General features: G+C 71.5%; 16 protein-coding genes. 14 read left to right on the top strand and 2 right to left on the bottom strand.

The annotated features are described in order from the left end of the window. The first annotated feature begins 58 nt into the window (after nt 1-58). The 7 genes from ACO073_RS08565 to ACO073_RS08535 all read left to right on the top strand — a co-directional run bounded on the left by ACO073_RS08565 (nt 59) and on the right by ACO073_RS08535 (nt 8,138). Nucleotides 59-2,365 carry a TonB-dependent hemoglobin/transferrin/lactoferrin family receptor gene (locus tag ACO073_RS08565; protein ID WP_421996764.1) on the top strand — a complete coding sequence of 769 codons (2,307 nt, stop codon included), beginning with the start codon at nt 59-61 and terminating at the stop codon, nt 2,363-2,365. Nucleotides 2,366-2,427: 62 nt separating this feature from the next. After that, complete coding sequence (locus ACO073_RS08560) at nt 2,428-3,333, top strand: energy transducer TonB (RefSeq protein WP_421996763.1); 906 nt, start codon at nt 2,428-2,430, stop codon at nt 3,331-3,333. A 19-nt stretch (nt 3,334-3,352) separates the two neighbouring features. Then, a complete protein-coding gene (locus tag ACO073_RS08555) occupies nt 3,353-4,417 on the top strand; it encodes a hemin-degrading factor (protein WP_421996762.1) in 1,065 nt (354 codons plus the stop codon). Further along, nucleotides 4,414-5,301, top strand: a complete 888-nt coding sequence (locus tag ACO073_RS08550) for a heme/hemin ABC transporter substrate-binding protein (RefSeq protein ID WP_421996761.1) — start codon at nt 4,414-4,416, stop codon at nt 5,299-5,301. Before ACO073_RS08555 ends, ACO073_RS08550 begins: the two co-directional genes overlap by 4 nt. 183 nt (nt 5,302-5,484) lie before the next feature. Further along, entirely contained in the window at nt 5,485-6,516 is a 1,032-nt protein-coding gene (locus tag ACO073_RS08545; RefSeq protein ID WP_421996760.1) for a FecCD family ABC transporter permease, read from the top strand. Continuing rightward, entirely contained in the window at nt 6,513-7,298 is a 786-nt protein-coding gene (locus tag ACO073_RS08540; protein WP_421996759.1) for a heme ABC transporter ATP-binding protein, read from the top strand. The genes ACO073_RS08545 and ACO073_RS08540 overlap by 4 nt, the downstream gene beginning before the upstream one ends. Before the next feature lie 51 nt (nt 7,299-7,349). Further along, nucleotides 7,350-8,138: a maleate cis-trans isomerase family protein gene (locus ACO073_RS08535; RefSeq protein WP_421996758.1), complete on the top strand. Its 789-nt coding sequence runs from the start codon at nt 7,350-7,352 to the stop codon at nt 8,136-8,138. 9 nt (nt 8,139-8,147) lie between these two features. On the opposite strand, the gene ACO073_RS08530 is transcribed toward ACO073_RS08535, so the two are convergent. Then, nucleotides 8,148-8,624: a DoxX family protein gene (locus tag ACO073_RS08530; RefSeq protein ID WP_421996757.1), complete on the bottom strand. Its 477-nt coding sequence runs from the start codon at nt 8,622-8,624 to the stop codon at nt 8,148-8,150. A 126-nt stretch (nt 8,625-8,750) separates the two neighbouring features. Next, entirely contained in the window at nt 8,751-8,984 is a 234-nt protein-coding gene (locus ACO073_RS08525) for a hypothetical protein (RefSeq protein WP_421996756.1), read from the bottom strand. Nucleotides 8,985-9,164: 180 nt separating this feature from the next. Between ACO073_RS08525 and ACO073_RS08520 the strand changes: the two genes are divergently transcribed. The 7 genes from ACO073_RS08520 to ACO073_RS08490 all read left to right on the top strand — a co-directional run bounded on the left by ACO073_RS08520 (nt 9,165) and on the right by ACO073_RS08490 (nt 19,986). After that, nucleotides 9,165-9,710, top strand: a complete 546-nt coding sequence (locus ACO073_RS08520) for a sigma-70 family RNA polymerase sigma factor (RefSeq protein WP_421996754.1) — start codon at nt 9,165-9,167, stop codon at nt 9,708-9,710. Next, entirely contained in the window at nt 9,707-10,342 is a 636-nt protein-coding gene (locus ACO073_RS08515; protein WP_421996753.1) for an NrsF family protein, read from the top strand. The genes ACO073_RS08520 and ACO073_RS08515 overlap by 4 nt, the downstream gene beginning before the upstream one ends. 148 nt (nt 10,343-10,490) lie before the next feature. Then, on the top strand, nt 10,491-11,747 hold the full coding sequence (locus ACO073_RS08510; protein ID WP_421996752.1) for a hypothetical protein: 1,257 nt from the start codon (nt 10,491-10,493) through the stop codon (nt 11,745-11,747). Between the two features lie 9 nt (nt 11,748-11,756). Then, on the top strand, nt 11,757-13,214 hold the full coding sequence (locus ACO073_RS08505) for a hypothetical protein (RefSeq protein WP_421996751.1): 1,458 nt from the start codon (nt 11,757-11,759) through the stop codon (nt 13,212-13,214). Nucleotides 13,215-13,245: 31 nt separating this feature from the next. Then, entirely contained in the window at nt 13,246-16,215 is a 2,970-nt protein-coding gene (locus tag ACO073_RS08500; RefSeq protein WP_421996750.1) for a virulence factor SrfB, read from the top strand. Between the two features lie 5 nt (nt 16,216-16,220). After that, on the top strand, nt 16,221-18,881 hold the full coding sequence (locus ACO073_RS08495) for a virulence factor SrfC family protein (protein WP_421996749.1): 2,661 nt from the start codon (nt 16,221-16,223) through the stop codon (nt 18,879-18,881). 7 nt (nt 18,882-18,888) lie between these two features. After that, nucleotides 18,889-19,986 carry a hypothetical protein gene (locus ACO073_RS08490; protein ID WP_421996748.1) on the top strand — a complete coding sequence of 366 codons (1,098 nt, stop codon included), beginning with the start codon at nt 18,889-18,891 and terminating at the stop codon, nt 19,984-19,986. The last annotated feature ends 69 nt before the right edge of the window (nt 19,987-20,055 follow it).

Below are 20,055 nucleotides of genomic sequence, written 5' to 3'. Positions count from 1 at the left end.
TCCCCCGAGGATCTCCTGCCAGCCAGGCACCCTTTTCTTTCTTTGGGGGACCTTGGCAATGCAGAGCAGGCCGCTTCTCTATCTTCTCCTGGCGACCACGGCGCTCGGCGCCGCCCTCGCATCGCCGTCGGTTGCCCAGACGCCGCCCGTCGCCACTCCGGCCACTCCCGACGCCACCGGCAACACCTCGCCGCCCCCGCCCGCCGCGACCTGGCCCGGCACCACCACGACGCCCGTCATCACGCCGGGCCAGCCGGTGCCGACCCAGCTCGACGCCGTGACCACGGCGGCGACGCGCACGCGCCGTCCGCTCTTCGACGTGCCGGCCACCGTCTCGGTGATCACCACCGAGGACATCGACCGCGAGAACATGCAGGACGTCCGCGATCTCGTGCGCAACGAACCCGGGGTCACCGTCGCCAACAACCCGTTCCGCGCCGGCTACCAGAACTTCCTGATCCGCGGCATCGGCGGCAACCGCGTGCTGCTGATGCTCGACGGCATGCGCATGCCGGACTTCCCCGACACCAACCAGGGCGCCGGCACCTACTCGCGCGAGCAGCCCGACCTCGAGGACATCAAGCGGGTCGAGATCATCCGCGGCCCGGCTTCGGCGCTCTACGGCTCGGACGCGCTGGGCGGCGTCGTCGCCTACACGACCAAGGATCCGCGCGACTACATGATCGGCGGCAAGAACATCTACGCATCGGTCAAGGGCGCCTATTCCGGCGCCAACCAGCAATTCGCCGAGACCTTCACCGGCGCGGTGCAGCAGGGCAACGTCGAGTTCCTGGGCATGTACACGCGGCGCGACGGTCAAGAGTTCCAGCCCGCCCAGTCGTCGCTCCAGCCCAATCCGACCAACTGGTTCGCCAACGACTTCCTGGCCAAGCTCGTGCTGCGGCCGACCGACGTCGACACGATCCGCATCACCGGCGGCTACCAGCAGAGCCAGCAGAGCACCCAGGTCCTCTCCGGCGTCGGCGTCTTCCCCAGCCTGTTCGCCCGCATCTACGACGAATGGGGCCAGGACTACATAAACACTTACCGCATCAGCGCCCAGTGGGTGCATGACGAGCCGATCGGCTTCATCGACCGGGTCGATTTCCTCGCCTACTTCAACTCGGTCTACAACCAGGCCGACACTTACCAGCTTCGCGGCACGACCACCGGCGTCGTCCCGACCAATGCCCGCACCTCCCAGTTCTGGTACACGCAGAACGTCACGGGCGCCGAGCTGCAGATGAACACCGACACCAAGCTGTTCGATCTGCGCAACGTCTTCACCTACGGGCTGAGCTTCGCCTACACGACGACGACCCGGCCGCGGAATCGCTGGCAGATCACGCTCGCCACCGGCGCGCGCACCCAGTCGGTCGGCGGCGAGACCTATCCCAACAAGAACTTCCCCGACACCGACACGGTGCAGGCGGGCGCCTACATCCAGGACGAGATCACGGCGCTCGGCGGCCGGCTCAGCATCACGCCGGCGGTGCGGCTGGACTATTACAGCCTCACGCCCAACCCCGACCGCTACTTCTGGAATTCGACGGGCGCGACCCTGAACGTCGTTCCCAGCGCCAGCACCTACGTCTCGGCCTCGCCCAAGCTCGGCGCGCTGTACCACTTCTCCGACATCTACTCGGCCTACTTCCAGTACGCGACGGGCTTCCGCGCGCCGCCCTACGACAACGCCAATTTCGGCTTCACCAACGCCGCCTCGTTCTACCAGATCCTGCCCAATCCCAACCTCAAGCCCGAGACCGCCAACAGCTTCGAGGTCGGCTTCCGCGGCAAGTACGCCAGCGGATCGAGCTGGCAGCTCACCGGCTTCTACAATCTCTACAACAACTTCCTCGAGACGGTGGTCGTGAACCAGGCCGGTCCCATCACCCAGTTCCAGTACGTCAACCTGACCAACGTCACGATCTGGGGCGTCGAGGCGCGCGGCGAATACCGCTTCGCGCCCAACTGGTCGGTGCTGGGCTGGACGGCGTTCGCGCAGGGCACCGACTCGCGTACCAGCCTGCCGGTCGATTCGGTCGCGCCCTGGGCCACCCAGGCGCGCCTCCGCTACGGCTCCGACGAGGGCTTCGTCGCGCAGCTCATCGGCACGATGACGGCGCAGCACAACATGGTCAGCAACCCGAACTACTTCCAGACGCCGGCCTACTTCAACCTCGACGCCACGATCGGCTACACCTTCAAGGATCATTTCAAGATCAACGCCGGCGCGTTCAACATCACCAACGCCAAGTACTGGAACTCGGCCGATGTGATCGGGCTCGCCTCGACCAACCAGCAACTCGATCTCTACGCCCAGCCCGGCCGATATTTCGGCGTCAACCTAACGGCCAGATGGTAGTCCCGGCAGCCCTCTCCGCCGAGCGACTACCGGCGCCATCGACACGTCCACCGAGCGTGTCGATGGCGCTGTCGTTGGCGCTGCACGGACTGGCCGTCATTCTCCTGTTCGCCGCCGGCGCCTCGGGCGGTGCGTTGCTCGGCGAGGACGTTGTGCTGGTCGAGCTCGCCCTCGACGCGCCGGTCGCTTCGCGAGCCCCGGACTCGCCCGCCGAATCGCCGCAGCCCGCCGCCAGCCCGTCGCAGCCGACCCTTCCGACTCTCGCCCAGACGCTCGACCTGCCGCCGGTCGAGGAGCCGCCACCCGTCGACCTCTCCGTGCCGCACCCGGTCGAGGTCCCGACAGCCGACGTGCCGCCGCCGGTCGATCTTGCGGCCAAGCCGATCGAGCTCGCCCCGTCGCCCGAGCCGCCGCCCGTCGAACTCGCGGCCAGGCCGCTCGACCTCGCCCCCTCTCCGGAGCCGCCGCCCGTCGACGCCGCCGAGCTGAAGCCGCCGGCACCTCCCAGGCCCGCGCCGCCGCCGAAGCCGAAACCGCAACCCCACCAGCAACGGCAGCAGGCAAAGGCTGAACCGCCGCGCGCCGCCGCCAAGGCGGGACCGGTGCCCAAGCCCGCCTCGGCCCAGACGCGCGGTGACGCCAGCGAGTCGCGCCATGCCGCGGCCGGCTTCGCGATGGCGCCGCCCATCGTCTTCGAAGGCAAGCCGCGCTATCGGTCGCCGCCGACCCCGCCGGTCTATCCGACCCGCGCCGTCGAGCTGAACCAGCAGGGCGAGGTCCTCGTCCGCGTTCGCCTCGACCCGTCCGGCCGTGCGGTCGAGATCCTGATCCAGCGACCCAGCGGCTATCGCCTGCTCGACCAGGCGGCGCTGGCGGCCGTGCGCGGCTGGCATTTCCTGCCGGCCGTCCGCAACGGCCAGCCGGTCTCGGCCTGGGTCGAGATTCCCGTCCGTTTCCACCTGCGATAAGATGATGAAGGAGATTGTGATGCTCTCGTCCTCCCCTGCCGACCTGGCGGCCCGCTGGAGCCGCCTGCGCGGCGAGAAGCCGGCGCTGCGGATCCGCGATGCCGCCGCGACGCTGGGCGTCAGCGAGGCCGAGCTGGTCGCCCTGGGCAGCGGTCCCAACGGCGTCACCCAGAGCTCGGTGCCGCTGGACGGCGACTGGCGCGCCATCCTGTCGGAGATGCCGGCGGTCGGCCGGGTGATGTGCCTGACCCGCAACGACCATTGCGTCCACGAGCGCCACGGCCGCTTCGAGGACGTGCAGGTCGCCGGCGCGCAGGGGCTCGTGCTCGGTCCGGACATCGACCTGCGCCTGTTCCTCGGCCAGTGGCGGCACGGCTTCGCGGTGCGCGAGCCGGTGCGCGACGGCGAGCGGCTGAGCCTGCAGTTCTTCGATGCCGCCGGCGAGGCCGTGCACAAGATCTACGCCACCGAGGAGACCGACCGGCCGGCCTTCGACGCGCTGATCGCGCGCCATCGCGCCGCGACGGCGGCGACGCCCGGCATCGTGCCGCGCGATCCCGACGCGGCCGACCGGCCCGACGGCGAAATCGACCTCGACGGGCTCCGGGCGGCCTGGCGGGCGATGAAGGACACGCACGAATTCTTCGGCCTGCTGAAGTCGTTCGGCGTCGGACGCGTGCAGGCGCTGCGCCTGGCCGGCGAGGAATTCGCGCGCGAGCTGCCGTCCCGCGCGCTCAGGACCGCCCTCGAGGACGCGGCGGAGTCGAAGACGCCGATCATGATCTTCGTCGGCAACCGCGGCTGCATCCAGATCCACACCGGGCGGGTCGAGCGCCTGGTCGAGACGCACGGCTGGTTCAATGTCCTCGATCCGACCTTCAACCTGCACCTGCGCGAAGCGGGCGTGACGCGGGTCTTCGCCGTGCGCAAGCCGACCGACGACGGCACGGTGACCTCGATCGAGGCCTTCGACGCCGCCAACCGCACCGTCCTGATGATGTTCGGCGCCCGCAAGCCCGGAAACCCGGAGCTCGAGGCGTGGCGTGCGCTGGTGGCGCGCACCGAGAAGCGGTCCGCGTCGTGACGCAGCGGCCGCTTCCCGGCCGGCGTGCGGTCGCGCTCGGCTCGCTTGCCCTTGCGCCTCTTGCGCTCGCGGCTCCGGTCCTGCGCGCCCAGCCCGCGCCGCGCATCGTGTCGGTCGGCAGCTCGGTGACGGAGATCTTCTACGCCCTGGGAGCCGAGACCCTGCTGGTCGGGGTCGACACGACCAGCCTCTATCCCGCCGCCGCCCGCAAGCTGCCGCAGGTCGGCTACATGCGCGCCCTCTCCGCCGAGGGCGTGCTGGCGCTGAAGCCGACCCTGGTCGTGGCCACGACCGCGGCAGGCCCCGCCACGACCCTCGACCAGCTCCGCGGAGCCGGCATTGAGGTGCTGCTGCTGCCCGACCATTACGACTACGACAGCGTTGTCGAGAAGATCGAGGCGATCGGCAAGGTGACCGGGCGCACCGCCGAGGCGAAGGCGCTGATCGCCGAGGGCCGCCGCGACATGGCAACCCTGGCCGCGAAGCTCGCCTCGGTCGCGGCGCGGCCGCGCGTCCTCTTCCTGCTGGCGATGAGCGGCGGCGCGCCGCAGGCCGCCGGCCGCAACACGGCCGCCGACGGGATCATCCGGCTGGCGGGCGGCGTCAACGCCGTCGACGGCTATGCCGGCTACCGGCCGCTCACACCCGAAGCGGTGATCGCCTCGCGCGCCGACGTCGTGGTGATGCCGCGCCAGAGCGTCGAGGCGCTGGGCGGCGTGCAGGCCGTGCTCGACCAGCCGGCGCTGCGCCAGACGCCGGCCGGCCGCAACGGCCGGGTCCTGCAGTTCGACGCGATCCTGCTGCTGGGCTTCGGCCCGCGCACGCCGCAGGCCGCCGCCGAGCTCGCCCAGGCGCTGCATCCCGACCTGGTGAAGGGCAAGTGACCTCCTGATCGTCATCCCGAGCGAAGCCGCCGCCCCATCAGAATCCGGGGGCGGCGAAGCCGAGGGACCTCTTTTGCCGATGCAGCAGCAAAAAGGGTCCCTCCACTGCGCCTCCCTTCGGCTACGCTCAGGGCAGGCGCTGCGCTCGGCTCCGGTCGGGATGACAGGAAATTGTTGGATCTCATGACTTTTCCCTTCTCCCGTCCCCTTCCCCTGTTCGCCCTCGCCGCGCTGGCGAGCGTCGCCGCCGGCCTTTGCATCGGCGCGTTCCCGATCAGCGCCGGCCAGCTCCTGTCGGCGCTCGGCCTGTCCGACGGGCCGGTCGACGACACGACGGCGGCGGTGCTCTACGCCATCCGCGCACCGCGCGTGCTCGCCGCCTTCGCGGTCGGCGCTGCGCTGGCGGCCGGCGGCGGCGCCCTGCAGAGCCTGTTCCGCAATCCGCTGGCCGACCCCGGCCTGCTCGGCGTGTCGAGCGGCGCGGCGCTCGCCGCGGTGTCGGTGATCGTGCTGGGCGAACGCGTGATGCATCTCGTGCCGCCGCACCTCAGGCCCTGGCTGCTGCCGCTGGCCGCCTTCGCCGGCGGGCTCGCGGCCACGCTGGTCGTCTACCGCCTCGCCGCCCGCCAGGGCATCACGCTGATCGGTACGCTGCTGCTGGCCGGCATCGCCATCAACGCGCTGGCCGCCGCTGGCATCGGCCTGCTGGTCTTCATCGCCGACGACCAGCAGCTCCGCACCCTGATCTTCTGGACCATGGGCGGCTTCGGCGGCGTCACCTGGGTGGCGATCGTCCCGTCGCTGCTGGTGCTGGCGCTCGCCGTGCCCATCCTGCTGCCGTCGGCGCACCTGCTCGATGCGCTGGCGCTGGGCGAGCGCGAAGCCGGCCATGTCGGCGTCGACGTCGAACGGCTGAAGCGCCGGCTGGTGACGCAGGTGGCGCTGGCCGTGGGCGCGGGCGTGGCGATCTCGGGCACCGTGGGCTTCGTCGGCCTGGTCGCGCCGCACATCGTGCGCCTGCTGCTGGGGCCGGCCCATCGCACCCTGCTGCCGGCGGCCGCGCTGTTCGGCGGCGCCTTCCTGGTGCTGGCGGACGCGCTCGCCCGCACCCTGGTCGCGCCGGCCGAGATGCCGATCGGCGTGCTGACGGCGCTGGTGGGCGGTCCCTTCTTCCTCTGGCTGCTGGCCGGCCGGGCGGCACGGGAGGGGCTGTGAGGCCGGACCTCCTTCAGGCCGACGGAGTTTCCGTCCGCATCGGCGGCAAGCCGCTGATCGAGGACATCTCGCTGGCGCTGGCCTCGGGCGAGCTGATGGCGGTGATCGGCCCCAACGGCGCCGGCAAGAGCACGCTCCTGTCCGTGCTCGCCGGCGACCGTCCGCCGAGCGCCGGCCGCGTCCTGCTCGACGATCTGCCGCTCGCGCGGTGGAGCAAGCGCGCGCTCGCCCATCGCCGTGCCGTGCTGCCGCAGCAGTCGACGGTCGCCTTCGACTTCAGCGGCCTGCAGGTGGCGATGCTGGGCCTGCTCGCCCATCGCGACCGCCTGTCCGAGCGCGAGATGCGGCGGCTCGCCGAACGGGCGCTCGAGGAGACCGAGGCGACCGGCTTCGCCGACCGTCCCTACACGGTCCTGTCGGGCGGCGAACGCCAGCGCATCCAGCTCGCGCGCGTGCTCGCGCAGTGCGACGCCGATCCCGGCACCCGGCCGTTCCTGCTGCTCGACGAGCCGATCGCCGGCCTCGACCTCGCGCACCAGCATGCCGCGTTGAGAAGCGCCCGCCGCCGCGCCGATCGCGGGCTGGGCGTGCTCGCCGTGCTGCACGACCTCTCCATGGCGGCACGCTACGCCGACCGGGTCGCCATCGTGGAGGCGGGCCGGCTCACCGCCATTGGTCCCACGGCGACGACGCTCGAGCCCGGCCTCCTGTCGCGGGTGTTCGCGACGCCGATCGCCCGCGTGACCGCCGGCGACGGGGTGGCGTTCGTGAGCTTGGGCTGACCGCCGTCGGGTGATATCCCGTCTGCTCTCCACCACGGGAAGGCGGGACGCGTGACGCAGAAGGACAATTGGGGATGGCGGGCCCGCATCGGGCTGTTCATCGTCGGCAGCGAGGCGGTCCCGGAGGCCGAATGGTGGGCCATGGCGCCGCCGGGCGTGTCGATCCACGCCGCCCGGGTGACGTCGCCCTCGCCCTGGGCGCGCTGGCGCGCCGACCGCAGCGGCGTCGACCTGGCCGACGACATGCAGCGCGGCTGCCGCCAGTTCGGCGCCATGCGCCTGTCCGCGGTCGTGCTGGCCCACACGACCAGCAGCGTCGTGGGCGGCCCCGGCTGGGACGAGGCGACGGCGGCGGCGATCTCCGCGGCGATGGGCACCGACGCCGTCGCGACGACCAACGGACGCGACACGCTGGCGGCGCTCGCGGCGGCCGGCGTGACGCGGCCCTTCCTCGTGATGCCGCCGTGGTTTCCCGACCCCGCCGTCGAGGCGGCGGTGCGCTACTACACCGACAACGGCGTCGCGCCGGCGGGACACCTGCGCGCCGATGCCGGCCGCAAGTGGCGCGACCTGCCGCCCGGCGACCTCTACGGCCATGGCATGGGCTTCGCGCAGGAGATCGAGCCGCTCTATGCGCAGATCCGCGCCGCCTGCCCGCCGTCGGCAGACGGCGTGCTGATCGGCGGCACGGGCTTCCGCTGCGTCGGGATCATCGACGCGCTGGAACAGGATCTCGGACGGCCGGTGATCACGGCCAACCAGGCAAGCCTGTGGCACTGCCTGCGGCTCACCGGCGTGCGCGCGCCGGTCGCGGGCTACGGCCGCCTGCTCGGGCCGTGAGCGCGGCCGTCAGGCGCCGTAGTCGGACGCCGGGCGAGCCGGCCGCATCGCCCGCAGGATGAGGTGGTCGAGCGACACCGGGCCCGGGCCCGCGACGGCGAGATAGCCGAACATGACGAAGTAGGAGATCTCCTCGAAGCCGAGCAGCGTCTGCAGCGAGTCGACGTCGCCCCACTTTGCCGAGGCGAGCGCCACCAGCATGATGATCATCATCGGGATCGACACGATGCGCGTCAGCAGCCCAACCAGCAGCAGCACGCCGCCGACGAACTCCATGCCCGACGCGAACGGCGTCAGGATCTCGGGCGCGGGAATGCCCCATTCGCGGAAATTCTCGATCATGCGCGGCAGGAAGTGCAGCTTCTGCCAGCCGGTCCACAGGAACACCCAGCCGACCACGATGCGGATGGCGAGCGGCGGCAGCCACTTCAGGTGATCGACCACCAGGCGCGGCCAGTCGTAGAAGACGGTGACGAAGGCGTTCATGCCGGCTGCTCGCGAGAACGGTTGCACGACGGTTTGCAGTCCGCCGACAGCGATCCTGCAGCAAGGGCGAAAGGCGCGGACGCCGGCCGGCGGCCGGACGTCCGCGGCACGTTCGAAGTCCCGAGTTTACATCACCTTGCCGCCCTTGGACGTGCAGGCCTGGGCGTCGGCGGCCTCGGTGAAGCCCTTGCCCTTGCAGGCGTTCTGGCCCTTGCAGGCGTTGGTGGCGCTCTTGCAGGCGCTCTGGCCCTTGCAGGCGTTCGAGCCGGAGCACTTCACGCCGGCGGCGAAGGACGTCGACGCGAAGCTGGTCGCCGCGAAGATCGCAGCGGCGGTGGTGATCATCGTACGCTTGTTCATGCAGAGCCTCCTCGGATAGGCGGGCATCGGACCCGCATCGCTTCATTCGCGGCGGTTGGCCGCAACGTTACAATCGGCCGACGGGATTTTTCTTGGCCCCGTGCACCGCGGCCCGCTAACTGCGACATTGGCGTGTAACGTTTCGCCGCCGAACACGAATATGTGAGGGGACGAACCTCGTTGTCGGATCCGACCGATCTCTCCGCGCTGATGCGACGGGCCAGGCAGGGCGACGACGAGGCGTACCGCCGCTTGCTGCTGCTGACGGCGGGCTGGCTGCGCTCCGTGGTGCGGCGCGGCCTGACCGCCGCCGGCCGCGGCATCGCCGACAGCGAGGACATCGTGCAGGAGACATTGCTGGCCATCCACCTGAAGCGCGACACCTGGGACGAGGGGCAGCCGCTCGAACCCTGGGTGAGAGCGATCGCCCGCCACAAGCTCGCCGACCATCTGCGCCGTCGTGGCTACCGCGACCATGTCGACATCGACGACCATGCCGACGTGCTGGCCACCGCCGCGCCCGATGCCGCGGCGACAATCGATTCGCAGCGCCTGCTGGCCGGCCTGCCTGCCCGCCAGCGCCGCATCGTCGAGGAAGTCTCCCTGGCCGGCCGGCGCGCCGCCGAGGTCGCGGCCCAGCTCGGGATGAGCGAGGGCGCGGTGCGCGTCGCCCTGCACCGCGCCCTGAAGGCTCTGGCCGCCGCGTACAGAAAGGATCGCCCGTGAAGACGGAGAACCTCATCACGGCACTGGTCGCCGACCGCGGTGCGGGAATGCGGCCGCTGCGCCGGGCGCTGGCGGCGGCCCTCGCCGTCGGCCTGCTGGTGTCGCTGGCCATCTTCCTTGTCGATCTCGGCGTGCGCGCCGACATCGCCGCAGCGCTGGCGACCTGGCGGTTCGACACCAAGATCGTGCTGGTAATCGTGGCGCTGGCCGCGTCCTTCGGCCTCTGCGTCGCACTCTCGCGCCCGCTGATGCCGGCCCATCCCAGCCGGCGCCTGCTGCCCGTCCTGGGGCTTGCCGCCGCCGCGGTGGCGGTCGAGCTTCTCGCCCTGCCGAGCGCCGCCTGGGCGACGCGCCTGGTCGGCAGCAACGCCATCGTCTGCCTGACCACGATCCCGGTCCTCGCGCTGGCACCACTGGTCGCGGTGCTGGCCATCCTGCGCTCGGGCGCACCGGCCTCGCCGGCACTGGCGGGGGCGGCCGCAGGATTGCTTGCCGCCGCCTCCGCCGCCGCGCTCTATGCCTTCCACTGCTTCGACGATTCGCCGCTGTTCGTCGTCACCTGGTACGCGCTGGCCGCGGTGCCGGTCGTTCTGCTGGGCGCCGTGATCGGCCATCGCCTCCTGCGCTGGTGACCATTTGGCGGCATCTGCACCTGCCCGAGGCCCGTTGAATCGGAACCGTTCGGCGCGCCGCGAGTTCGATCCCGATTAAGCGGCGATTCGGTCATAAACCCGCCGGAATCCCCGGGCGATATGGCCTGAGAGGGAGCAACCGGCAGCGATGGGCGATCGCCCCACCCTGATTCTCACGACTCGGCTGGGCGTGCGGCCGCTCGGCGTCCGCGGCGACCCGTTGCACGCGGTGGCCGGCCAGCTTCTGGCCGTCATCCGCCGTCGACTGGGCGACGGTCCGGCCGACCTGCTGGCCGATCCGCAATTGCGCGAAGGCGGCGACGGCATCGACTGGTATGCCGCGCGCCCGGGCGAGGTGCGACGGCTGGCCGATCTCGACGAGGCCGCGCGGGCGGAAGCCCTCCGGACAGTGGAGGAGCGCCTCGCCGCGATCCGTGCGCTCGGGGTGCAACTTCAGGAGACGCCGGGGAGCGAGGAAGCGCGGCTGATCGGCCGCTCGCTGCAGCTCGCCACCGCGCGGCCGTCCGACGACTTCATCTACATGGTGGGCGGCGAGCCCGTGATCGTGGCCTGGGGCTACGAAGCCGACGCCGCGGCCAGCCTGCACGCCGCCACGCCGCCGGTGCCGATGCCGCGTGGCCCGGTGCCCGCCCCGGTGCCGCTTGCGAGTGCGCCGGCTGTCCTGCTGCCGGCGCGGCTCGCCTGGGCGCCGTGGCTGAGCGCCTTGCTGTTCGGCCTGCTGCTGCTCCTGCTGCTGCTGCTCACCTCGTGGCTGCTGCGCTTCTGCGCGCCGGTCGATCCCAGCCTGACCATCGCCACGCACGAGACGCCGGCGCCGCCGCCGCCCGAGGCGCCGCCCGATCCGACGCCGGTCCTCAAGGCCTCGCTCGACGACGAGGAGGCGGCCGGCAAGAAGCTCGCACTGGAGCTGGCCGCGCTCGAAGGCGACCTCAGGAAGAAGGTCGAGATGTGCAAGCCGGTCGAGCCGCCGAAGCCGCCGCCTCCGCCGGTCGTGGCCAAGGCGCCGCCCCCTCCTCCGCCGCCACCGCCGCCGCGACAGCAGGCCGCCGTGCCGCGCGCGCCGCCGGTCAACCGGCCACCGCCCGGGCAGCTTCCCTGCAACTGGTCGGGCGATTCCGGCGGCGAAGGCGTGACACGCAATCGCCATTATCTCGGCGAAAGGCCGGGATTCGTGGCGATCAACTACAACCTCTACGTCAAGCCGGACGACATCAAGGTCGTGTATCGCGGCCAGGTGATCGCCGGCACCGGTGGTCCGCGCAGCGGCCGCGGCGGATTCGGGTTCGACTGGAGGCCGGTTGCCGGGGATTATTCGGTCGATGTGATCGTAACAGGCGAGATGTGGGGTACGCGCTGGACGTACGCCATGGTGTGCCCGCGTTGAGGAACTTCGATGGCCGCTGGTCCGCTCCTCGTCAGTGAACCGCTGCAGCGCTACCGCGCGCTGGGCATGGCGGGCGACCCCGTGTGGCGCGCCGCCGGCCAGCTGCGCGCGGCCATCGCCCAGCGTCTGTCGCGCCGCCACGCCGACCTGCTGGCGATCCCCGAGGTCGAGCCGAGCGGCCGGCGCATCGACTGGTACGCGCCGTTCGAGGGCGAGGCGCACCGCGTGACCGACCTCGCGCCGGCCGAGCGCGACGCGGTGCTGACCGAGGTGCGTCAGCTCCACGCCGACATCACCGGACTCGCCGAGTCGATGGAGGCGCCGGAGCGCTCGGGCGCCGAGCGCAACTTCGCGCGCCTTCTGCGCCACGCGCTGACCGCGCCCGGCGAGGACACGCTCTACGTCGTCGACGGCCGGCCCGTCATGGCCTTCTGGGGCTTCTCCGCCGACGCCAACCTGCCGGGAGTCTTCCTGGCCAGCCCGCCGGTGCTGCCGCAGGCCGCGGTGCGCCCGCAGGCCGTGCCCGAAGCGGTGCTGGTCTCCGCGCCCGCGATCGCGGCGGCCGGCACGCGCTCGCCCTGGTGGCAGTGGCTGCTGCTGGCGGTCCTGCTGCTCCTGCTGCTCGCCCTTCTGGCGTGGCTGGTCCGTCCCTACCTCCCGCGGATCGAGCCGTTGCTCGAGGCCGAGGCGCGCGAGCGCGCGCTCAGCCTTGCGGTGCGCCAGCCGATCGAGCTGCAGCATGCCCGCGCCGACACGCTGCTGCGCGAGAACGAGGATCTGCGCCTCGAACTGGCGCGACTGACCGACGAGGTGGCCCATCGCGGCGGCGACTGCGCGGCCGGCGTGATCGTGCCGGGCGGCGTGGTCGCCGGCGTCGCGGGCGTGCCCATCGAGCGCGGACCCGCCGACGGTGCCGGCGGCCCCGACGTCGCGGCCGCGGACGGCAAGGGTGCGGACCAGGGCAAGGGCCCCGACGACAAGACCGCCGACAAGGGCGACGCCAAGGGGCCCGATGGCCAGGACAAGGCGATGCCGGACAAGGGCCCCGACAAGGGCGCCGCGGACAAGGACAAGAACGCCAAGGACGAACCCAAGCCCATGGTCGTGCCGCCCGACGCCAAGCAGAAGCAGGACCTCGCCTTCCTCAAGGGCGACTGGCGCTCGCGCACGGCGCTGGCGACGGCGACGGGCGAGCGCGACCTGCGGCCGTCCTACACGCTGGACGACAAGGGCAAGGGCAAGGTGAGCTTCGTGCAAAAGAACGGCGCCAAATGCGAGGCCCCGGCCGAGGCGCGTTGGGACGGCGCCAAGCTGGTGATCGAGGAAAAGAGCAACCCCAAATGCACCGATGGCCACACCTACGCCCGCAACACCGTGAACTGCGAGGTCGGCCAGGACGGCGTCGCCAAGTGCACCGGCAGCCAGCCCGGCGACAAGCGCGCCTACACTGTGCAGATTGGCCGTTGATTCCCGTGACTTTCCCCTCATTTTCATCGCCATGACCGATCTTGCCCGCCTGCCGAGCTATCCCAGCCCGACGACGCTGATTGCCCGGTCCGGCATCCAGTTCCTCGACTTCGGCTTCGATCCCGTGCGCCTCAAGGTGCGCGAATGGGGCTTCCACGACGCCGCCTCGGCCGCCCGGGGAGTCGACGACCTCGTGCAGCTCGACTTCGACGAGGGCCGTGGCCAGTACGAGGTGGTCGAGGCCGGCCGCCGCCGCGCCGCCGAGCCCAACCTGGTGGTGACGGCCAAGGACGCGCTCGCGCCCTTCCTCGACAAGTGGGTGCCGGTGCCCTTCCTGCAGGTGCGGCCCAACAACCAGTTCCGCGAGGGACCGGCCGACTGGGCGCGGGTCCGCGTGGTCGATCTCGAGATGCGCTACGGCGCGGGCTTCCGCGACGAGCAGGGCAATCGCTATCGTTGCGTGCTGGCCTTCGACACCGGCCTCATCGCCGAGGCCGAGGGCCGCGCCTACCTCGCCCCCTCGCCCAAGGACGTGACCGCCGGCGCGCTGTTCGCGCTCGCGCCGCAGCAGCGCGCCAGCCACTGGCTGCTGCGCCAGGACTGGATGACCCAGTGGCTCGAGGAGCTGTTCCGCGAGCTGCATCCGCGCGCCACGCTCGAGGAGATCGACGGCGACATCAAGCAGAAGCCGCAGGAGGCCACGGCCCGCTACCTCGCCTTCCTCGGCCTGCTGGCCGAGGCGGTGCGCTTCCCGCCGGTCAAGCTGGTCGGCGACGCCGAGCGGCCCGGCCGCGGCGCCATCGAGGTCGACCTCGTGCTCGACGTCGGCAACTCGCGGACCTGCGGCCTGCTGATCGAGGCGGCCGGCGAACTCGGCGTCAACCTGAACGATTCCTACGAACTGTCGCTGCGCGACCTCTCGCATCCCGAGGTCGTGCACACGCGCCCCTTCGAATCGCGCGTCGAGTTCGCCCAGGCCTGGTTCGGCAAGAACCACCTGTCGCGGCTGGGCGGCCGCGCCGACGCCTTCGTCTGGCCAACCATGACGCGGGTCGGTCCGGAGGCGACGCGGCTTGCCGCCCGCCGCCGCGGCACCGAGGGCAATACGGGCATGTCGAGCCCCAAGCGCTACCTGTGGGACGAGGAGCCCCAGGCCCGCGAATGGCGCTTCAACGTCGCCTATGCCCAGGACCAGACGGCGATGCCGGCCGCCGCCGGGCCGATGGCGCAGCTCGTCAACCAGAAGGGCGAGCCGCTGCATCTCGTCGAGCCCGAGGCCGACGGCGCCGACCACCTGCCGGTGTTCGAGCCGCTCTACTCGCGCTCCTCGATCATGACCTTCGTGCTGTCGGAGATCCTGCTGCAGGCGCTGACGCTGATGAACTCGCCGCAGCAGCGCGGCCGGCGGGCCCATGCCGAGACGCCGAGGCGGCTGCGCCGCATCGTGCTCACCCTGCCGACCGGCATGCCGCTGGCCGAGCGCCTGATCTTCCGCAAGCGCGCCGAGGCCGCGCGCGACCTCGTCTGGATGATGCTGGGCTGGAAGCTCGACGATCCCGCCGCGCCGGCGCCGCGGGTGCTGACCGACTGGGACGAGGCCTCGTGCACGCAGCTCGTCTACCTCTACACCGAGGTGGCGCGGAACTTCGGCGGCGACGCCCGGCGCTTCTTCCAGATCACCGCCAAGCCGCGCGGCCGGCCGTGGGACGGCAAGCTCAACATCGCCAGCATCGATGTCGGCGGCGGCACCACCGATCTCATCATCAACTCCTACGCGCTCGAGGGCGCCGGCACGTCGGTGACGCTGTTCCCCGAGCAGCGCTTCCGCGAGGGCTTCAACGTCGCCGGCGACGACATCCTGCTGCGCGTCGTGCAGGGGCACGTGCTGCCGCCCATCGAGGCGGCGATGCGCGCCGCCGGCCTCGCCAACCCGACCGACCTGATGGCCGAGCTGCTGGGCGGCGACCGCGGCGGCGAGGACGTGATCCAGCGCAACCTGCGCCAGCAGTTCGCCCTGCAGGTCGCCCATCCGATCGCGCTCGAGTTCATGCGCGCCGCCGAAAGCTACGACCCCGCCTCCGGCGTGGTTGCGGCCGAGCCGCGCAGCTTCGATTCCTTCTTCCCCGAGGGCGCGCGGCCCTCGGAGGAAGTCGTCACCTTCGTCAACGAGGCGGCGCGCAAGCGCGGCGCCCGCGACTTCGACCTGCGGGCCACCGTGTTCCCCGTCGACCTGCCGGGCCTCGACAAGACGGTGCGGGCCGAGATGGGCCGCGTGCTGGCGCCGCTGGCCGAGATCGTCCACGCCTACGACTGCGACGTGCTGCTGCTGTCGGGCCGGCCCTCGCGCCTGCCCGGCATCCGCGCGCTGCTGATGGAGCTGCTGCCGCTGCCGCCCGAGCGTGTGATCTCGCTGCACGACTACCGGGTCGGCGCCTGGTATCCGTTCCGCGACGCCCGCCTCAGGGTCGAGGATCCCAAGACGACGGTGGCGGTGGGCGCCATGATCGCCGCCCTCGCCCAGTCGCAGCTCCCCGACTTCTCGTTCCGCTCCGACCTGCTGCGCTCGCGCAGCATCGCCCGCTACATCGGCAAGCTCGACGGCGGTGGCCGCCTGCAGGGCGAGGACCTCGTCTATCGCGACGTCGATCTCGACAATCGCGAATACGAGCTGCCCGAGACGACCTTCGAGTTCCGTGGCCCGATGTGGCTCGGCGCCCGCCAGCTCGACCTCGTGCGCTGGCCGGCGGCCCGGCTCTATGCGCTGGAGTTCGCGCGGCCGGAGTTTGCCGAGCGGCACGCCCGCGAGACGCCGTTCAAGATCGCGCTGGCCCGGGTGAAGCCCAAGGACAAGGATTCGGGTGACGTCGAGCGCTTCCGCCTGCGCCAGGTGACCAACCGCGACGGCCGCGCCGTCGCGCTCGATCGCCTGACGCTGCGTCTGCAAACCCTGCCGCGCCGTGAGGGCTACTGGCTCGACACGGGCATGCTCAAGACCGGGTAGTCGTTATGGATACTGTCGATCTCAAGCTGGCCCAGGACTGCGAAACGCTGGCCGTGGCCGCCAGCGAAGGCGTGGCGTGGCTGAAGGGCGCCGCCGCCGAATCGCCCACCGTGGCCCAGCAGGCGCCGTCGCTGATCGGCGAGCTGCAGAAGGTGAGGAACCAGAGCCGCAAGCTGGCGCGCGCCGCCCGCCGGCGCATGTGCGTCGGCGTGTTCGGCCCGAGCCAGGCCGGCAAGTCCTATCTCGTCTCCATCCTGGCGAGCCGCGACGGAAGGCCGATGCAGGCGCGGTTCGGCGACAGGAGCTACGACTTCCTGCGCGAGATCAATCCCCCCGGCAATCGCGAGTCTACCGGCCTGGTCACGCGCTTCGGCCTGGGGCTGAGCGCCGGCGACAAGGACTTCCCGGTGCGGGTGCGCCTGCTGACGCAGACCGACATCGTGAAGATCCTGGGCAACTCCTTCCTGCTCGACTTCGACCACCAGAAGGCGGCCTTCGAACGGCCCGACGGCGCCGCCATCCGCACGCGGCTGGCCGAGCTGCGCACCAGGGCGGCGTCGGTTCCCTACGGCGATCTCGAGTCCGACGACGTGCTCGACCTGATCGAGTATTTCGACACGTTCTTCGCCGGCGTGACGGCCGAGCTGCGCACCGACTACTGGCGCGAGGCGATCGAGCTGGCGCCGCGCCTGTCGGGTCACGACCGCGCCAGGCTGTGGTCGGTCCTGTGGTACGACTTCCAGCCCTTCACCGACCTCTATCTCACCCTCTACGACGGGCTGCAGAAGCTGTCCTTCGCGCCCGAGGCGATGCTCGGCATGGACGCGCTGATCCCGCGCGAGAAGAGCATCGTCGACGTGCTGACGCTCGACCGGCTGGGCGCCGATTCGGCCGACACGCTGCTGGTGCGGCCCAAGCTGGCCGACGGCCGCGCCGCGCCCGACGCCGACCTGCCGCGCTCGCTGATCTGCGCGCTCACCGCCGAGCTCAGCGTCTCGATCGCCGAGAAGCCGTGGGACTTCTTCGACCATACCGACCTTCTCGACTTCCCCGGCGCGCGCTCGCGGCTGAAGCTCGCCAGCCTGGGCGACGTCGCCAAGGCGAAGGGCGTCGCCGAGGGCGCCAACCCGCTGCGCGAGCTGCTGCTGCGCGGCAAGGTCGCCTACCTGTTCCAGCGCTACTCGGCCGAGCGCGAGCTGTCGGCCATCCTTCTGTGCATCCCCGACGGCAACCAGGAGGTCCGCGATCTCTCGGACATGATGACGGCGTGGATCGACCAGACGATCGGCGCCACGCCGGCCGACCGCGCCAAGCAGAGGAACGCGCTGTTCCTCGTCCTCAGCAAGATGGACCGCGAGTTCGAGCAGAAGGCGGGCGAGACCGAGGAATCGCGCAAGCTGCGCTGGTCGGCCCGCCTCAACAACTCGCTGATCAACAACTTCCGCGGCGAATGGCCGGCCAACTGGGACGGCAAGCCGTTCGACAACACCTTCTGGCTGCGCAACCCGACCGTCATCGACGAGCGGCTGATGGACTACGATGCCGGCCGCGAGGTCGGGATCGCCGAGACCTTCGCCGGCCGCGCCCGCGAGCTGCGCTCGCACTTCGTCGCCAATCCCGACGTGCGCCGCCACTTCGCCGATCCGTCGCGGGCCTGGGACGAGGCCTTCCGGGCCAACGACGGCGGCGTCGCCTACCTGGTCGAGAGCCTGACCCCGGTCTGCGACCCGGCGATCAAGCGCGCCCAGGTGCGCGGCCAGCTCGAGGTCCAGATCCGCCGCCTGGTCGACCGGCTGGCCGGCTTCCACAGCGCCGCCGACGGCGATTCGCGCGCCAAGAAGCGCGAGCTCGTGCACACGGTGCTGCGCGGGCTGGCGACCTGCATCCAGCAGCAGCTGTTCGGCGAGCTCATGGCGGCGCTGCAGATCGCCGACACCGCGTTGCGCGAGATCTACTTCCGCATCGCCACGGCGCGCCCCTCCGATGACGGGGCGGCGGGCAAGCCGGCCGGCCAGGTCGCGCAGTCGACCGGCGCGGCGGTCGATCTCGGCGCCATCTTCGCCGACGTGTTCGGCGAGGAGGAAGGCCGCGCCGCGCCGCCGTCCGGCGTGCTGGAGGATCGCGCCGAGCGCTTCGCGCGCGAGGCCGCCGAGTACTGGCTGGAGAACATGCGGCGCGTCGGCGCCGACGACAAGGCACTGTCCCATTTCGGCGTCGACCGGCAGCATCTCGGCTGGCTGATCGACGAGCTGATCGTGGGGGCGCACCGGCTGAAGCTGATCGACCAGCTGAGCCACGAGGTGCGCGAGCTGGAGAACGCCGCCAACGCCAAGTGGGAGGAGATCGCCGAGCGCCAGGTACGCACCGCCTCGACCGCGCTGAACGGCTATGTCAGCGCGCTGGGCTTCGACCGCCTCCCGCTCGACCAGCGCCCCGGGCTGCCGCCCAACAATCCGCAGCGCCGCGTCTTCGAGGGACCGCCGGTGGTGAACGGCATGCCGGTCCTGACCGAGAACCCGTCGGCGATCTATGCCGACTATTGCAAGGACTGGATGCGCGCCTTCCTGCAGCTCGCCATGGACAATGTCGGCTACGAGGGCGGCCGCGAGATCTCGCCCGAGCAGAACGACCGCCTGGGCGCCATCCTGCGCACCGTGCCGGCCTGACCGCGCGATGCCGATCCGCGCTTCCGTCGCACCGCTCAGCGAGCCCGGCCACGCCCTCCTGCGGGTGAGCGATCTCGACGCCGCGCCCGAGGGGCTGGCGCTCTCGATCCAGCGCCAGCAGGGGCCGGACAGCCATCTCGGCGACGACGGCTGGCGACGCACCGAAGCCTGGCTGATGCCCGAGACCGTCGCGCAACGCGGCGGGATGCTCGAGTTCCACCTCGGTCCCGAGATCTGCGACCGGCTGGCCGGCATCGCCACGGTGCGCCTGCGGATCAAGGAGCCCGACATCGGCGTCGTCGGCACCACCGTCGTCGCCTGGCCGCCCATGCTGACCTCGGGCGCCGTCGACCCGTCGAGCCGGCGGCCCGACGACACGGTTCGCCTGCGCTCCGCCGCGATGTCCGAGCCGGTACCCGAGCCCGTGCCGGAGCCCCTGCCCGAGCCCCCGGCGCCGCCCTTCGCCCCGCCGCGGTCCGAGCTGCGCGCCGAACGCGACACCGTGCCGGCCCGGCGGTCGGGCGCGGCCGGCTGGGTGGTCGCCATACTGATCCTGCTGGCGCTGGCCGGCGGCGGCTACTACGCCTACCTCACCTACTACAAGCCGGCCGAGACGGTAGCCGAGACGCCGCCTGCCGCGCCCAGCCCCACGGTCGACCTGAAGACGGCCGAGGGCGCACCTGCCGGCAAGTCGGTCCGCGCCGTCGTCGCCGACTATCTCGCGACCAAGCCCACGCCCGAGGCGATGCTCGCCAAGGCGCGCGACTTTGCCAAGGCGGGCGACGGTGCAGCGGCCTTCCTGGTGTTCCGGCGCGCCGCCGAAGCCGGCAATGCGGAGGCGGAGGTCGAGCTCGCCGCCTTCTACGACCCGCTGGTCACGCCGGCCAAGGCGGGCTTCACGCCCGACGGCGTGCGCGCCGCCGACTGGTACGAGCGCGCGGCGCTCGCTGGCTCGGGCGAAGCCCAGCGCCGGCTCGGCCTGCTGCTGGCCAAGGGCGGCGCCGGCCTGGCCGCCGATCCGGCGAAGGCGCGGACCTGGCTGCAGCAGGCGGCGGCGCAGAACGACGCCGACGCGAAGAAGGCGCTGGAAGCACTTCCCAAGTAGCGGAGTGGTCCGCGCTCCATAGACGCGCCATGGAGTGGCGCGCCCCCCAGCAAGTTGGCGATGGATCTC

The sequence above is a fragment of the Reyranella sp. genome (assembly GCF_965229815.1).
In the GTDB taxonomy this organism is placed as follows: Bacteria; Pseudomonadota; Alphaproteobacteria; order Reyranellales; family Reyranellaceae; genus Reyranella.
Note: the sequence above shows the minus strand (reverse complement) of the source record. Positions and strands in the feature narration are given on the sequence as shown.

Excerpts from the sequence above, each read along its gene's own strand:
- ACO073_RS08565 (WP_421996764.1), top strand. The coding sequence starts at position 59 with ATGCAGAGCAGGCCGCTTCTCTATCTTCTCCTGGCGACCACGGCGCTC.
- ACO073_RS08560 (WP_421996763.1), top strand. The coding sequence starts at position 2,428 with ATGGCGCTGTCGTTGGCGCTGCACGGACTGGCCGTCATTCTCCTGTTC.
- ACO073_RS08555 (WP_421996762.1), top strand. The coding sequence starts at position 3,353 with ATGCTCTCGTCCTCCCCTGCCGACCTGGCGGCCCGCTGGAGCCGCCTG.
- ACO073_RS08545 (WP_421996760.1), top strand. The coding sequence starts at position 5,485 with ATGACTTTTCCCTTCTCCCGTCCCCTTCCCCTGTTCGCCCTCGCCGCG.
- ACO073_RS08530 (WP_421996757.1), bottom strand. The coding sequence starts at position 8,624 with ATGAACGCCTTCGTCACCGTCTTCTACGACTGGCCGCGCCTGGTGGTC.
- ACO073_RS08525 (WP_421996756.1), bottom strand. The coding sequence starts at position 8,984 with ATGAACAAGCGTACGATGATCACCACCGCCGCTGCGATCTTCGCGGCG.
- ACO073_RS08510 (WP_421996752.1), top strand. The coding sequence starts at position 10,491 with ATGGGCGATCGCCCCACCCTGATTCTCACGACTCGGCTGGGCGTGCGG.
- ACO073_RS08505 (WP_421996751.1), top strand. The coding sequence starts at position 11,757 with ATGGCCGCTGGTCCGCTCCTCGTCAGTGAACCGCTGCAGCGCTACCGC.
- ACO073_RS08500 (WP_421996750.1), top strand. The coding sequence starts at position 13,246 with ATGACCGATCTTGCCCGCCTGCCGAGCTATCCCAGCCCGACGACGCTG.
- ACO073_RS08495 (WP_421996749.1), top strand. The coding sequence starts at position 16,221 with ATGGATACTGTCGATCTCAAGCTGGCCCAGGACTGCGAAACGCTGGCC.
- ACO073_RS08490 (WP_421996748.1), top strand. The coding sequence starts at position 18,889 with ATGCCGATCCGCGCTTCCGTCGCACCGCTCAGCGAGCCCGGCCACGCC.